Here is a 12,173-nt window from a genome sequence, read left to right as displayed (position 1 = left end):
GTAAAACGGGATATGCACATAGGCGAACGACGCCTAGCCGAACGTTATGCACTCGACAGTACAGCGGGTGTCAAACTATTACTTTCGGAGTACCACGCTTTGATAGGTAGGCAGTATCAAGGCGACTATGACGCGGTTGTTCTATTAACCGACATGGCTACGGCAATAGATCAGGCAGGCTTAACGGACCGGCAGCGTCAGGCACTCACGCTAGTCTACGTGGATGACCTAACGCAGGCTAAGGCGGGCGAGGCGATGGGCGGACTGGCGAAGGACGCCGTTAATCATTTACTCGACAGGGCAATCGAAGCAATATCGGAGGTTTATTGGTATTGGTCAAGGCATGACGAAGGATATACGATTTTATCGACGAAAGGGGAATCGGAATGATTAAGGGATTATCGAAATATCAGTCGCAAATAGTTTCCGCATTAAGAGAGGACGGCGTTTATCTTTGGACGAATGAGGGTCCCGGATATCGCGCATGGATTGGTGATAAAAACGGAGTAATCATCAATTATGTGCGGGTTCGCTCGGCTGAAGCGCTCGTAAATACAGGCGTGATTAAATTTGTAGACGGTAATTATCGCCAAGGATTATTCAAATATACGTTAAAGGTGGCGGAATATTACAACAGGAAAGAGGCGGAATAATGGGCGAACAAGCTTACGTAAATACTGACCGTGAAATTTGGCGTGAAACTAAAGACGATTATTATGCGCCGAGTATTCACGTAACGGCCGACGGTAAAATCGGGATAGATATTGGCGGATATGTCTTCGTAAAAGATGTGCGCGATTGGCATAAATTAGCGGATAAGTGCAGCTGTTACGAGAAAGCATTGGAGGCGGAGTAATGGCGGACTATAAAACGAAACTACACGAAGCAATAACGGAATTACAACAAGCGACCAAGCGCGGTGAAATGCCGCGAGAGGTTCGCATAGTTAAAATCGAGGCGCTGGTCGAGGATTACTTCGCAAAGGCTGGCGAAATGCCGGACAGCACGGCGTTGGAGCGGTTGGCTGATTTGTGTTTGCATGAGGAGTTGACGGACACTAACGAGCACAAAATATCGCAGACTGAATATCCGTTTTTGAGCGAGCGCCAGTTTGATCGCCGTGATAATCGTGAGGTTAAATCAACGACTGGTATGGACGGAAATGCTGCGGATGGCCAAAAGCACGGCGTGCCGACGCGGAGAAAACGAACTGATTATGAAAATAGATTCGTAGATAAGAAGTCCCGAATTCGTAATAAGGAACGGAAACATAGGTACGTAGAGTTTACGAAAGTACAGCCGGTTGTTGTCTACAAATTAGGCGACAGCCGCGCTTAATAGAGAATGGACATCAACTTTTACGCTGTTTTGTGTTCTTACGTTAAGAGTGGCATCAACAATGGGCGCCTCAGTTGTGTATACGTTAAGAGGGGGCAAAACGTCAACTTTTCGGAACTAGTACGGACTGTAGGATGAAGAGACGTCAACTTTTGGCACGTTTCGTATCTATGTCTTAAGAAGAAACGATTTCGCGGGCGCTTCGGCGCTTGCTGAATAACTGACAAAAAATCTGCATTAAAAAGGAGAAAGAAAAATGAATAAAAATCAAATTGAAGCAATGAAAGAATCATTAAAAATTCAAGGTTATAGTGGCAATTGGAATTATGACGAGTACATGTTCGGAATATATAACGGTATGGAATTGATGGTAGCAATTGCAGAAAACAGAGAACCTGTCTACAAAGAAAAACCTAAGAGATGGCTGAAAGATAGAAAAGTTGATTCCAAACCAATCAGTATGTCTTAGTCCGATTCTAAAGCGCAATAAAAGGAGGAACAAACAATGAAGTGTGAACATCATTACGAAGTTTGTTGTTATAATTCTTCAATTGTAATTGCAGAATGCACCAAATGCGGTGACGAAAAGGAATACGACTTTGATGATTATTTTTTGAATTATGGATTCCCTACTCTTTCAGATGAAATAGAATAGTACACCAGTTAGAACAAATTACGAAGGAAAGGGCGGTTTGAAATGCATGATACTCTTTATTTTCAGGTGAAAAGATTAAAAAGACACTTAAATATTGTATTAGGTAGGATGGGAATTTTTAAAATCGCAGAATGGACTATTAGAAAGCTATCAAGAATTATTAAGTAATACACACTTATGTGGAAATGTGCAATTGCAAACGTTGGAAAAGTCATATTCAAGAAAGGAGAATTAAAAATGACAGTACACGGTTTTATGGAAGATTGGGATGGAGAAATTGTACTAAGTGATATTCATAACTTTAAAGATGAAAATGACTTCTCTGAACAAGCTGAAAAATATGTTAAGGAAACAAGAGGATATAGAGTGCCATTATTTCCTCCTGTTGTTATGGATATTGTGTACAACGGTGAAAACGAAGAATGTTGGTCAAGCAAAAATTATGCCCTAAAAACAGGCTTTGAAGGAGAAATAATTACGGTTTATAGGTCGACTTTAGATTATGACAATGCAGAAGGGTAATTCGCACTTCGAACAAATTACGAAACAACCACGCTCGCTTCGGCGGGCTTTTTAATTTTAAACGAAAAGGAGACGTTGGAGTGAATAAAGAGATTGCTAATTTAATTATGGATTATGTGGCCGTTAGGGTAAACTTCAAATCAGTTAACAACGATAACATCGACAAGGTTGCTGGGAGGATATCAATCGAGTTTTGTAAAACGTATAGTCCGCGGAAAAACTGGGGTGTGTCTCGAAAGGATATAAAAGCATTAATTATCGATATATTCCGCGCTGTTATGGAGGGTAGGCTGGTATTTGTTTTCGACGAGGAGTGTGACGAAAATGAATAAGCGCCAACTAAACGAAAGCCTATCCAAACTAGTAAGCGGAGCGCCGCGAGGATCAATTACGCGCACCAACGGCAATTATGGACGTGATGAAACCGGCAAGCCTTTCTTTATTCAATCAGTAGAGCAACGCGAAACAGTTAAGCGAATAATGAAGCAAAAAGGGGAAGGGCGCAAGGAGTCGTTCTTCTTCAGCGTAATCGAACGCATGCACTACGTTGCCAACGCACTTACACCGGCTCAATGCGGGTATCTGCTCGTATTAACTAGTCACGTCAATTGGAACGGACTCCTTGTACGATCCGAAAAGGACTCAACGCCATTAACGCCTGCCGAAATGCAAAAGGCGCTCAACCTTCCGAAATCCAAGCGCTCGACCTTTACAGACTTCCTGGACGCTTGCTTAAACCACGGAATCATTAAAAAGAAAGACGACGGCTACTACGTCGAGAAAGGCTTTCATTTCCGAGGCAGAACGGAAGGCGAGCGAGTGGTCCGCACCTATATTACGCAACTACGCGAAATGTATAAAGATGTCAGCGCTCACGATGTCGGGCTGCTTTACCGGCTGATTCCGTATATTCACGTTGACTCGAATATCCTTTGCGAAAACCCTAACGAAAAGGACGCGAGGGCAGTCGTAAAGCACAACCGTAAGTCACTGGCTGAAGCAATCGGAGTGACCCCGCAAGTTATATCAAGGGCAACAACGAGAATGATTTACGACGGGAAGTCGGTATTTGCGAAAGTGACGACGGCGACTGACGGCACGTTTTATATGTTGAATCCGTCGATATTCCGCAGGGCTGACCGTGATGATTACGACGCAACAACGCGAGGGATATTCGGACTCCAATAAAAGTGTGTTTTCATTCGGACACTTTCGCCTAAAAGTGTGTTTTCATTCGGACATCCGAAAAGTGGCTTCGAGCCTACAGCCGCAAGGGATACAGCCGTTTTTGGCTCGGGATTATATATATTATATATATATAAATACACTACCCTGCGCCTTCATTCCTAAAGAACAGTCATTCGGCGCCATGATTATTTATTCTTTTAAATACCGACGTTAAAGGATATGACAATATGGTAGGACGGCTCGCTTTTTGGGCCGGACTACAAGGTCTTGAAGTCGTAAGACTTCTCGCTAATCACTGCGTACATATATTCGTCAACATTTACGCTGTTTCGCGGTATATAGTACGAAGAGATAATCGGACAATAGCGGACACCGAGTCCGACTAATCAAACGGAGGCGATAACGATGGCAAAACGTATACTCAACGAAAAACAATGGGCGGCTATTACGATATTATCGCAGCCTAAACGCGCAGGCATGACGTATGAGGAAGTGGCGAAAGAGGTAGGCGTTGCTAAGTCGACACTATTCGAGTGGAAGAAGCTGGACGAATTTAACGACGCTATCAAGAACGCAGTGGTGCGCAATACGACCGACAGGCTGCCGGACATGTTCGATTCTATGATCGATAACATTATCGAGACAGGCAATGCGGCGGCTTTCCGCACAGTCGTACAGCTGCACGGCATGTTGACGGAGAAGGTCGAGGTAGCTAGCAAGGGGGATGCGGCAGATATCGACAGCATGAGGGCGGAGATTGAACGGATACGTGGCGGTGAGCGGTCCGATACGTAGATAGTGCGGACATATAGTAGAAGGAACACGGAATAGCGTGCGGTAGGTGTGGCGTCTATGTCGGACTTCGGTAGCGTAAGGGTCTCGGATTACCTGCACGAGGCTCCTGGCGGACACACGCCCGGAACGCTTTGAGCCTGCGCTAGAATATGCACGATTGTATGCAGTCGAGGCGGATTCATACGGCATGCTGAACGTTGTTGTATCGCTGTTCTTACGATGCATAAACTTAGCAGCGTTCATTGAGCGCCGTTAACGTTGGTGTAAAGCGATTCTTAATGTAACACAATGCGTTCGAGTTACTTATGTTATACAACGTTATGAATGCGCCATACATTGGCGGAAACCCCCCAAAGGGCTACCGTCAGATGTGCGTTTTCTAACCAACGACAAATCGGCGTACAAAATTTTCGCTTTGGCTTTAACGGAAGGAGGAAAACGTATGCTAACGGCCGTACTTATCGTCAGTCTCGTCTATTTTACGGTAGGAATCATCGTAACATCTACGTTAAATTTCATTTACGTTGATCCGGCGTATAGATTGAACAGTATTCGCGAAAGTATCCCAGTAGTTGTCGGATGGCCTTTGGTGCTATACGTATTCTGGGCGTTTACTCGAGGTTAAAGCGCACGCCATACGAAAAAACCTCCGTCAATTAAGCGGAGGCTCTTCGTATTTTTACAAGCAAAGTGTTTCGTAAGTCTCATCGATTGTCCCTTGTGTGATCCCGATATATTTCAAGGTGTCGCGCTCGGTCGCGTGGTTTAACATACGCATGACCTGCGCAATGTCGCCGGTCTTCTTATATGTATGAAAGCCGGCTGTCTTCCTCAGCGAATGGCAGCCGATTTCAATATTAACGCCAGCACGATTGGCGGCTGCGTTCAACAAACGGTAAGCCTGCACACGACTAATCGCCTTGCCACCTTTTCGCGAAGGGAACAACGGCCCATCAGCCGGCGCTAACTCGTTAATAGCTTTGCGAGCAACGGCGTTAATCTTAATACGCTTAGACTTGCCGGTCTTGCCTTCATGTAGCGTAATATAATCGCCAGCAACATCGGTGGCAGTTAACGTAAGCAAGTCGCTAATCCTTAGCGCCGTATTAATGCCTAGCGTAAATAGTAGGAGGTCGCGCCCGTGCATCGCCTTTTTCATACGGCTAATGTCGCGGATTGATTTAATCGGTTGGACTTCGTTCACGCTAAATCGCCTAAGTCCTCTACGAATTCTTTAAGCATTCTCACTTCGGCTTGCAGTACGTGCAATTGGATTGTTTCATTCGGAGCCATTTCGTAATCTAGGTTATTTTCTTTAGCTTGTAATTTTGAAAGTAGCGCTTCTTTTCGGCTCAACTTACTTTTATAGAATTCTAACGTTTCGTTAATCATTTTCGAATACAACTCCTTCAAATGTTTTGTTACATTCATAATAAACGATACATAAACGAAAGTCAAACGTAATCTAACGATATTTATGGACCACAGCGTCCAGCGCAACTGAGCGCAGTGTTACGGGGAAGATTCGCAGTTTTGACCTGGAATTGAGCCGGTTAATAACCGAGCAAATGGGGCAAATCACAAACGATGTGGTTAATCGTTTTACATAGCGTCGATTTCTGGCGCAAATAAAACGAAAAGGAGGCGATTATTATCGCATGGTTCGGTAACAGGTGGGTCGAGTCAGCAGAACGTGCTGATATAATCGCCACCTACCGAGAATATAAAGAGGCGCTTGACGCAAAGTATCCGGACGTAGGCGAAATGGATGCTGATACAATGGCGGACTACCTGGCGGCTTGTAAGGAATTGGCGAGGCTTGAACGGATTCACCGTTGCGAGCGCGACCTGCTCGAATTTTCCATCGAATATTTTTCGGAGGCCAAGAATCCCGGCAACGCAGGTAACTGGGAAGGGTTTGACGTAACCAATCGCGAAGATGCGGCGGAGTTCCATAAGGAAATTTGCGAAATAATGAACGAAGTATCGACGACGAAGCCAAACGCTAAGACTGCAGTAGCCGTAGCGAGGTCGCATGGTAAGTCGACGTATTTAACTAAGGCGTTCCCGTTACACGAAACAGTTTACCGCAAACGTAAATACATTATCATTATTTCGGAAACTCCTTCCGTATCAGGACCGAACTTAGAGTGGTTGGCGACGCAGTTAAAGTTCAACGAGAAGCTACGCGCCGACTTTGGCCCGTTACTTTCGATAAAGCAACAAGAAAATCCGAAAGATAATAGTGCGGAGTTCATAACATGGGAACCACGCGGAGAGCAAAAACGACAATTAACGAAGATTGAAGCAGCCTCGACAGGTCAAGCGCTTCGTGGACGAAATTGGAATGGTTCTCGTCCGGATTTAATTACGTGTGATGACTTAGAGGACGCAAAGACTAATGCGGCTACTCCGGAGCAACGAACTAAACTACGTGATTGGTTCAGTTCTGTCGTAATGCCTCTCGGTGACCCAAAGGGCGAGAAGACAGCCTTCGTGATAATGGGCACTACTGTTCACTATGACAGCTTATTAATGAACATCTTATATAAGCGGTCTGACTTCGAAACGCGCGTATATAGGGCGATAATAAATCCGCCTGAACGCGGTGACTTATGGGAACAGTGTCGCGAAATATATATCGAACGCGAGAATCCTAACAGACGTATCGACGCCGAGGCTTTCTATAAAGAGAATTTCGACGAAATGAATAACGGCGTAAAGGTATTATGGTCGGAGTTTCAGTCTATTTGGAAGCTAATGACTTGGCGATGGGACAACGGAAGCAAAGCCTTTAACACGGAGTATCAGAATAATCCGATAGACGAAGAAAACATGGTATTTAATCCGGAAACCTTTACGTATTGGGACGACAATGAACCGGACAAACAATTTCCGCATAATCAATACACGATTTCAATGGGCGTCGATTTCGCCCTCGGAAAAGAACGTGGAGATTACTCAGCAGTAACCGTAGTTGCGAAGCATAAGGAAAGTGGCGCAATTTACGTAGCGGATTCGTATGCGGAGCGTATTCACCCGGATGAGTTTATGAAGGCTATAACGAAATTAACGATTAAATGGCAACCTGACGTAATTGGCGCGGAAAGCGTGGCTGCGCAGGAGTTCTTCGTAGATAAATTGAAAGAAGCGTTACAGTTCGCAGGCTATCCGGCACACAATCGCGTAAAGAAGGTTTACCAAAGATCACGGAAAGAATTGCGTATTGAGTCAATGATGCCAGACATAGAGTCGAAAAAGATTCGGTTCTGCCGTAAGCATCGCATTATGCTCGAACAGTTTGAGCGCTACGGGCAAGGCGAACACGATGACGCCATTGACAGCCTCGAAATTTCGATAAGCTCAATAAAGAGAGCGAAACGACAATTACAAGATAAGCCGTCATGGTTATAACTTAATAATTTTTACTGACCGAATAGGAACGGAAGTCATGAGCCGTTCTGATAAGCGCATATCTCGGTGCGCTTTCGGTCTTTTTTAATGCCGAGAAATCACAACGAGGAGTGGTTTTATGCGAAAAGCGCACAACCGAATAGATTTACCTGCGAAGGAAATAGCAGAGAAATACAATTCCGGTATGACCGCAGAGGCTATCGGAAAACATTACGACGTAGCCAAGAAAACGATACTTACGCGATTAAAAGAGGAAGGTATTACGCGAAGACAGCAACCAAGTTATAACGTAGATTCTGAATGGTTACGCATAGAGTACGTAGATAAAAAACGTAGCACACGCGATATAGCGGAGGAAGTCGGCTGTAGTAGTAAACACATAGCGAAGCAATTGCATAAACACGCCATACCAATACGCAAACATTGCGGGGCTCCTGAGTTCACTAAGCAAGAGCGCGTCAATAAGTGGGCGAAACCCTTAGACGAGCACCCGTTATGGAAGGGCGGAGTAACGAGCCTAAATGAACACTTACGTACTGCGACATTTGAATGGCGTATGGAGTGTTTACAAAGTACGAGGTTTACGTGTGTAGTTACCGGCATGCGTCATAAAAATTTAGACGTGCATCATACGAAGGCGTTTAACGAAATACGTGACGAATCTATAGCGGAACTTGGTCTACTGAAGCATAAGAAAGTTTCGGACTACACCGTCGAAGAAATCGCATCTTTATTCGAATTAATAAAGCAAAAACACGAAAATATTAAAGGCTATCCGATAGGGCGATCGCTGCATAAGGAGTTTCATAAGCAATACGGAGTACACGCCACAGAGTCAGACTTTGAGGAATTTATACGAAACTATAACGAAAAGGAGGCGGTAGTTTGACGGAACTTCTAAATAAAGTAACGCAAGGCGACTGCCTCGAAGTGAGTAAGCGTATAGAAAGCGGTAGCGTTGACTTAATACTAACGGACTTACCCTACGGTACGATGAACGGCGCAATGCTTGACGGTTGGGGAGGAAATAAAACTTCCTGGGATTTTGCGATTGACCCGAAAGACGTTTACGCAATAGCTAACCGTATTCTACGCAAGAACGGAAAAATGGTCTTATTCAGCCAAGAACCTTACACTAGTAGGCTTATAAACGAAGCCACTCCTAATGTACCGTTTTCATACCGTATGGTGTGGGAGAAAGATCACTTCGCTAATAGTTTAATCGCTAAAAAAGCGCCTGTCAGTTACTACGAGGACATACTCGTATTTAGTAAAACGCATGACATAGAAGGAGTACATCCCTTAAGATCATACTTTACGCACGTGTTGGAGTATATTGGGCTGACGTTAAAACAGATAAACGATACGCTAGGTCATCGCAGAGCGGAGCACACCTTTTACGTCACAAGCACGCAGTACGGTCTATGTACCGAAAGGACTTACGACGAGTTAATTAACGTGTTCAATATCAACAAAATGGACGGATTTAAAACATACACCGAGTTACGAGAAATAGATAAGCGATTCGACAGTGTGTTCAATCTTTGGGAAGGCGGAAAGTATAAGAGTAACATCCTAAGATATAAAAAGGATTACGACGGATACCATCCGACGCAAAAACCTGTACTACTGCTCGAAGATTTAATAAAAACGTTCAGCAATGAGGGCGACACGGTAGTAGATTTAACGGCAGGTAGCGGAAGTACAGTGGTCGCGGCGATTAATACCTGTCGTAATTTTATCGGAATCGAACGCGAATCAGATTACGTCGACATAGCAAATAAACGCATACAAGAAGCGAGAAAGGAGGCGCTAATGTGACGATATTTTACGAAGGCGGTCAGTTTCCGCCGGAAGCAGACATCGAACGTATCGCAAAATACAAGCGAATGAAAAAGTATTATGACGGAAAGCAGTGGGAAGTTTACGATCGAGTTCGCGCATTACTTGACGGAACGCCACAACAAGTACAACTAGACCGACTATATATCGCGATAAATCTCGCTAGAATCCTGGTAATGAAACCGGCCGACATGCTCGTTGGTGACCGTCCGATTTACGAAGCAGGCAAGCCAGACGATTCGCCGGAACAAAAGGCGCTAAATAAGTACGTAGAGGAGAACGATTTAAATACGATTATTTACGAAAGTACAACGGCTAACGGATATCGCGGCGATTCTTTTATTAAAGTTCGCTATGGTAGACGCCAAGACTTATCGGAGGTTCAAAGCGTATTATCGCCGGAAGCATTCGCTCAGTATATCGCAGACATTTCGATGGAGCCGATTATCGAACATGTAAACGCTGAGACAGTTTTTCCGGAAACAGCGGACGGTAACGTTAAGCAATTTAAGGCGGTAAATATCGCTACAATCGAATGGGTCGAGACCCGTAAAACAGAGATTCCGTTCTTGAACGTTGAGCGACATGTGCCAGGATTTATTATTTATGAACGCTATCGTTTACACCAGCTCCCGGAAGTCGGAGTCAACAATCAGTTTGGCGTTCCTATTACGCTATACACGATTGGCGAAAAGGTAGCGACAGGCCGCAAAACCGATGTCGTGGCGACAGGGCTTCCTCATATTCCGGTATTCCATATTCCGTACACGTCGGTAGATGACGATTGGCAAGGCGGAGGATTTATCGAAACCATCGCGAGCGCATTGCACGCGTTAGAGGATTGCGTAACGGCGCTATCTTATATTCTGCAGAAGCACGCTGATCCGACTTTTTACGGCCCAGATATTGAGGGACCGATGGCGAATAGCACTAGTTTCGGCGGTAAATATATACCTATTACGAAAGAAGACGCAACGCCTGGGGCAGTTACGTGGAACGGTCAGCTTGATTCCGTATTCAAGGAAATGGACTTCTTGCTTTCGTATATTTTCCAAATGAGCGAAACGCCGCAATGGCTATTCGGAACAACAGTAAGTGGCGGCAACTCCGGCGGGACAGGAACGAGCCATACGGATAGTGGTTCGATTAAAGCGCGATTCTTGCCGATATTGAGCAAGGTGAAAAGAATCCGCAATCACTATGATAAAGCGATTAGAGATGCACTATGGACGTGCTACTTATTCGATAAGGAGTTCGGAGAATATTCCGGAGAAGACGTATATCCTACGGTTATTTGGAAAGATGGCCTTCCGAAGAATCTCAAAGAAGAAGCGGAAATAGCGCAACTTCGTACTGGAGGAAAACCTACGCTAGACGTACAGTCAGCTATCAAGTCGCTTGACGAAGTAGACGACGACAAGGCCACGGAAATCACGCGACGTATTGAGAAAGATGAAAAGGCGGCGATTGGCACGGTCGATGCTTCGATATTTAACGTGGACAAAGGGATTGGTGCGTAATGGCCAATGAATTTCGCGAGCCACCTCGCCCCAATTACGACTACGATGTGCGAAAGCTAGTCAGCGCCTACGAGCGTGCATTGACGAATATCCAAGCGCAACTTAATTCGCTAATGCTTTCGGATTTCGAACGTGCCTCAATACTGGCGGTACAGGCACACATAGCGGCAACGTTGAAAGAGCTAAACGGATTCACGGCGGAGTGGACTGGCGAAGCGCTAACGAAAGCTGTCACGCAAGGTTCGGCTGACGCAATCTATGCGCTAGGGCTTGCGTCGACACTGCAGGAAGCGACTAATATCGTCAAGTTTAATCGTATGAACAAGGAACTTGTCAAGGCAGCCATTGCCGACACGCAAGCGGATTTACTCGCGGTGACTCAAAACGTAGAACGCCGAACGCGAGCGGCAGTCCGTACAGCAACGTCGGAAATGATGCGTGCTCATATGGCGCAAGGTGTGAGTGGTACGGCTACACTACGCCGAGATTTGACGAAAAGAATACGAAAGCAACTCGGAGATGCGGCGGACACGTCGATAATCGATGCGAGCGGGGGCCGTTGGAAGTTGGCAAAGTATACGGATATGTTAGTGCGGACTAAGATGATGGAGGCGCACAAGGAATCGACGATTAACGAGGCGGTAGGACGCGATGTTCAATACGGAGTGATTTCGAGGCACGGCGCGAAGGATGCTTGCCGAAATTGGGAAGGCAAAATCGTGAAGCTGACGCCTGATGCGCCAGGCAATTATCCTTACATCGGAAATCTACCGAGGAACGAGATATTTCATCCCCGATGTGCCCATGTAGTATCACCTGTGCGTAGGCCCGACCGATTACCAGACGATTTAAAGAAACTTAATAACGTTAACTAGCGCTTGGCTTTTATAGTCGGCGTC

General features: G+C 45.3%; 18 protein-coding genes. 16 read left to right on the top strand and 2 right to left on the bottom strand.

What is annotated here, in order from left to right; genetic code table 11:
- Nucleotides 1-12: 12 nt before the first annotated feature.
- The 11 genes from D1970_RS00230 (at nucleotide 13) to D1970_RS00185 (ending at nucleotide 5,123) form a co-directional block, all read left to right on the top strand.
- A complete protein-coding gene (locus tag D1970_RS00230) occupies nucleotides 13-390 on the top strand; it encodes a sigma factor-like helix-turn-helix DNA-binding protein (RefSeq protein WP_246370115.1) in 378 nt (125 codons plus the stop codon).
- Nucleotides 387-653 carry a hypothetical protein gene (locus D1970_RS00225; RefSeq protein WP_119110874.1) on the top strand — a complete coding sequence of 89 codons (267 nt, stop codon included), beginning with the start codon at nucleotides 387-389 and terminating at the stop codon, nucleotides 651-653. The genes D1970_RS00230 and D1970_RS00225 overlap by 4 nt, the downstream gene beginning before the upstream one ends.
- Nucleotides 653-856, top strand: coding sequence for a hypothetical protein (locus D1970_RS00220; protein WP_119110873.1), 204 nt, complete (start codon nucleotides 653-655; stop codon nucleotides 854-856). Before D1970_RS00225 ends, D1970_RS00220 begins: the two co-directional genes overlap by 1 nt.
- Entirely contained in the window at nucleotides 856-1,338 is a 483-nt protein-coding gene (locus D1970_RS00215) for a hypothetical protein (RefSeq protein WP_119110872.1), read from the top strand. The genes D1970_RS00220 and D1970_RS00215 overlap by 1 nt, the downstream gene beginning before the upstream one ends.
- A 256-nt stretch (nucleotides 1,339-1,594) precedes the next feature.
- A complete protein-coding gene (locus D1970_RS00210; protein ID WP_119110871.1) occupies nucleotides 1,595-1,807 on the top strand; it encodes a hypothetical protein in 213 nt (70 codons plus the stop codon).
- Nucleotides 1,808-1,843: 36 nt separating this feature from the next.
- Nucleotides 1,844-1,993, top strand: a complete 150-nt coding sequence (locus D1970_RS22085; protein WP_181213306.1) for a hypothetical protein — start codon at nucleotides 1,844-1,846, stop codon at nucleotides 1,991-1,993.
- Between the two features lie 237 nt (nucleotides 1,994-2,230).
- Nucleotides 2,231-2,515: a hypothetical protein gene (locus tag D1970_RS00205; protein WP_119110870.1), complete on the top strand. Its 285-nt coding sequence runs from the start codon at nucleotides 2,231-2,233 to the stop codon at nucleotides 2,513-2,515.
- Between the two features lie 80 nt (nucleotides 2,516-2,595).
- Nucleotides 2,596-2,847, top strand: a complete 252-nt coding sequence (locus D1970_RS00200; protein ID WP_119110869.1) for a hypothetical protein — start codon at nucleotides 2,596-2,598, stop codon at nucleotides 2,845-2,847.
- The gene (locus D1970_RS00195) at nucleotides 2,840-3,703 is read left to right on the top strand and encodes a hypothetical protein (protein WP_119110868.1); all 864 of its coding nucleotides are present in this window, start codon (nucleotides 2,840-2,842) and stop codon (nucleotides 3,701-3,703) included. Before D1970_RS00200 ends, D1970_RS00195 begins: the two co-directional genes overlap by 8 nt.
- A 405-nt stretch (nucleotides 3,704-4,108) precedes the next feature.
- On the top strand, nucleotides 4,109-4,498 hold the full coding sequence (locus tag D1970_RS00190) for a phBC6A51 family helix-turn-helix protein (protein WP_119110867.1): 390 nt from the start codon (nucleotides 4,109-4,111) through the stop codon (nucleotides 4,496-4,498).
- A gap of 442 nt (nucleotides 4,499-4,940) precedes the next feature.
- On the top strand, nucleotides 4,941-5,123 hold the full coding sequence (locus tag D1970_RS00185; protein ID WP_119110866.1) for a hypothetical protein: 183 nt from the start codon (nucleotides 4,941-4,943) through the stop codon (nucleotides 5,121-5,123).
- A gap of 54 nt (nucleotides 5,124-5,177) precedes the next feature.
- Here D1970_RS00185 and D1970_RS00180 read toward each other — a convergent pair whose 3' ends face one another.
- Both D1970_RS00180 and D1970_RS00175 read right to left on the bottom strand, forming a co-directional pair.
- The gene (locus D1970_RS00180; RefSeq protein WP_259339524.1) at nucleotides 5,178-5,702 is read right to left on the bottom strand and encodes a tyrosine-type recombinase/integrase; all 525 of its coding nucleotides are present in this window, start codon (nucleotides 5,700-5,702) and stop codon (nucleotides 5,178-5,180) included.
- A complete protein-coding gene (locus D1970_RS00175) occupies nucleotides 5,699-5,890 on the bottom strand; it encodes a hypothetical protein (protein ID WP_119110865.1) in 192 nt (63 codons plus the stop codon). Before D1970_RS00175 ends, D1970_RS00180 begins: the two co-directional genes overlap by 4 nt.
- Before the next feature lie 372 nt (nucleotides 5,891-6,262).
- Between D1970_RS00175 and terL the strand changes: the two genes are divergently transcribed.
- The 5 genes from terL to D1970_RS00150 all read left to right on the top strand — a co-directional run bounded on the left by terL (nucleotide 6,263) and on the right by D1970_RS00150 (nucleotide 12,149).
- The gene (terL, locus tag D1970_RS00170; RefSeq protein WP_246370114.1) at nucleotides 6,263-7,912 is read left to right on the top strand and encodes a phage terminase large subunit; all 1,650 of its coding nucleotides are present in this window, start codon (nucleotides 6,263-6,265) and stop codon (nucleotides 7,910-7,912) included.
- Nucleotides 7,913-8,030: 118 nt separating this feature from the next.
- Entirely contained in the window at nucleotides 8,031-8,801 is a 771-nt protein-coding gene (locus tag D1970_RS00165; RefSeq protein WP_119110864.1) for a hypothetical protein, read from the top strand.
- On the top strand, nucleotides 8,798-9,733 hold the full coding sequence (locus tag D1970_RS00160; RefSeq protein WP_119110863.1) for a DNA-methyltransferase: 936 nt from the start codon (nucleotides 8,798-8,800) through the stop codon (nucleotides 9,731-9,733). The genes D1970_RS00165 and D1970_RS00160 overlap by 4 nt, the downstream gene beginning before the upstream one ends.
- On the top strand, nucleotides 9,730-11,274 hold the full coding sequence (locus D1970_RS00155; protein ID WP_310648604.1) for a phage portal protein: 1,545 nt from the start codon (nucleotides 9,730-9,732) through the stop codon (nucleotides 11,272-11,274). The genes D1970_RS00160 and D1970_RS00155 overlap by 4 nt, the downstream gene beginning before the upstream one ends.
- Nucleotides 11,274-12,149 (top strand): phage minor capsid protein, encoded by an 876-nt coding sequence (locus tag D1970_RS00150; RefSeq protein WP_119110862.1) that lies wholly within the window; start codon nucleotides 11,274-11,276, stop codon nucleotides 12,147-12,149. Before D1970_RS00155 ends, D1970_RS00150 begins: the two co-directional genes overlap by 1 nt.
- Nucleotides 12,150-12,173: the final 24 nt, after the last annotated feature.

Origin of the sequence: Mesobacillus zeae (assembly GCF_003570705.1) — a bacterium.
GTDB lineage: Bacteria > Bacillota > Bacilli > Bacillales > Cytobacillaceae > Mesobacillus_C > Mesobacillus_C zeae.
The sequence above is the reverse complement of the archived record's forward strand: the minus strand, read 5'-3'. Positions and strand labels throughout refer to the sequence as shown.

Bases quoted from the DNA above. Each gene is read 5' to 3' on its own strand.
- D1970_RS00150 (WP_119110862.1), top strand. From the start codon at position 11,274: ATGGCCAATGAATTTCGCGAGCCACCTCGCCCCAATTACGACTACGAT.
- terL (WP_246370114.1), top strand. From the start codon at position 6,263: ATGGATGCTGATACAATGGCGGACTACCTGGCGGCTTGTAAGGAATTG.
- D1970_RS00220 (WP_119110873.1), top strand. From the start codon at position 653: ATGGGCGAACAAGCTTACGTAAATACTGACCGTGAAATTTGGCGTGAA.
- D1970_RS00230 (WP_246370115.1), top strand. From the start codon at position 13: ATGCACATAGGCGAACGACGCCTAGCCGAACGTTATGCACTCGACAGT.
- D1970_RS00175 (WP_119110865.1), bottom strand. From the start codon at position 5,890: ATGATTAACGAAACGTTAGAATTCTATAAAAGTAAGTTGAGCCGAAAA.
- D1970_RS00190 (WP_119110867.1), top strand. From the start codon at position 4,109: ATGGCAAAACGTATACTCAACGAAAAACAATGGGCGGCTATTACGATA.
- D1970_RS00195 (WP_119110868.1), top strand. From the start codon at position 2,840: ATGAATAAGCGCCAACTAAACGAAAGCCTATCCAAACTAGTAAGCGGA.
- D1970_RS22085 (WP_181213306.1), top strand. From the start codon at position 1,844: ATGAAGTGTGAACATCATTACGAAGTTTGTTGTTATAATTCTTCAATT.
- D1970_RS00185 (WP_119110866.1), top strand. From the start codon at position 4,941: ATGCTAACGGCCGTACTTATCGTCAGTCTCGTCTATTTTACGGTAGGA.
- D1970_RS00210 (WP_119110871.1), top strand. From the start codon at position 1,595: ATGAATAAAAATCAAATTGAAGCAATGAAAGAATCATTAAAAATTCAA.
- D1970_RS00205 (WP_119110870.1), top strand. From the start codon at position 2,231: ATGACAGTACACGGTTTTATGGAAGATTGGGATGGAGAAATTGTACTA.
- D1970_RS00215 (WP_119110872.1), top strand. From the start codon at position 856: ATGGCGGACTATAAAACGAAACTACACGAAGCAATAACGGAATTACAA.
- D1970_RS00165 (WP_119110864.1), top strand. From the start codon at position 8,031: ATGCGAAAAGCGCACAACCGAATAGATTTACCTGCGAAGGAAATAGCA.
- D1970_RS00225 (WP_119110874.1), top strand. From the start codon at position 387: ATGATTAAGGGATTATCGAAATATCAGTCGCAAATAGTTTCCGCATTA.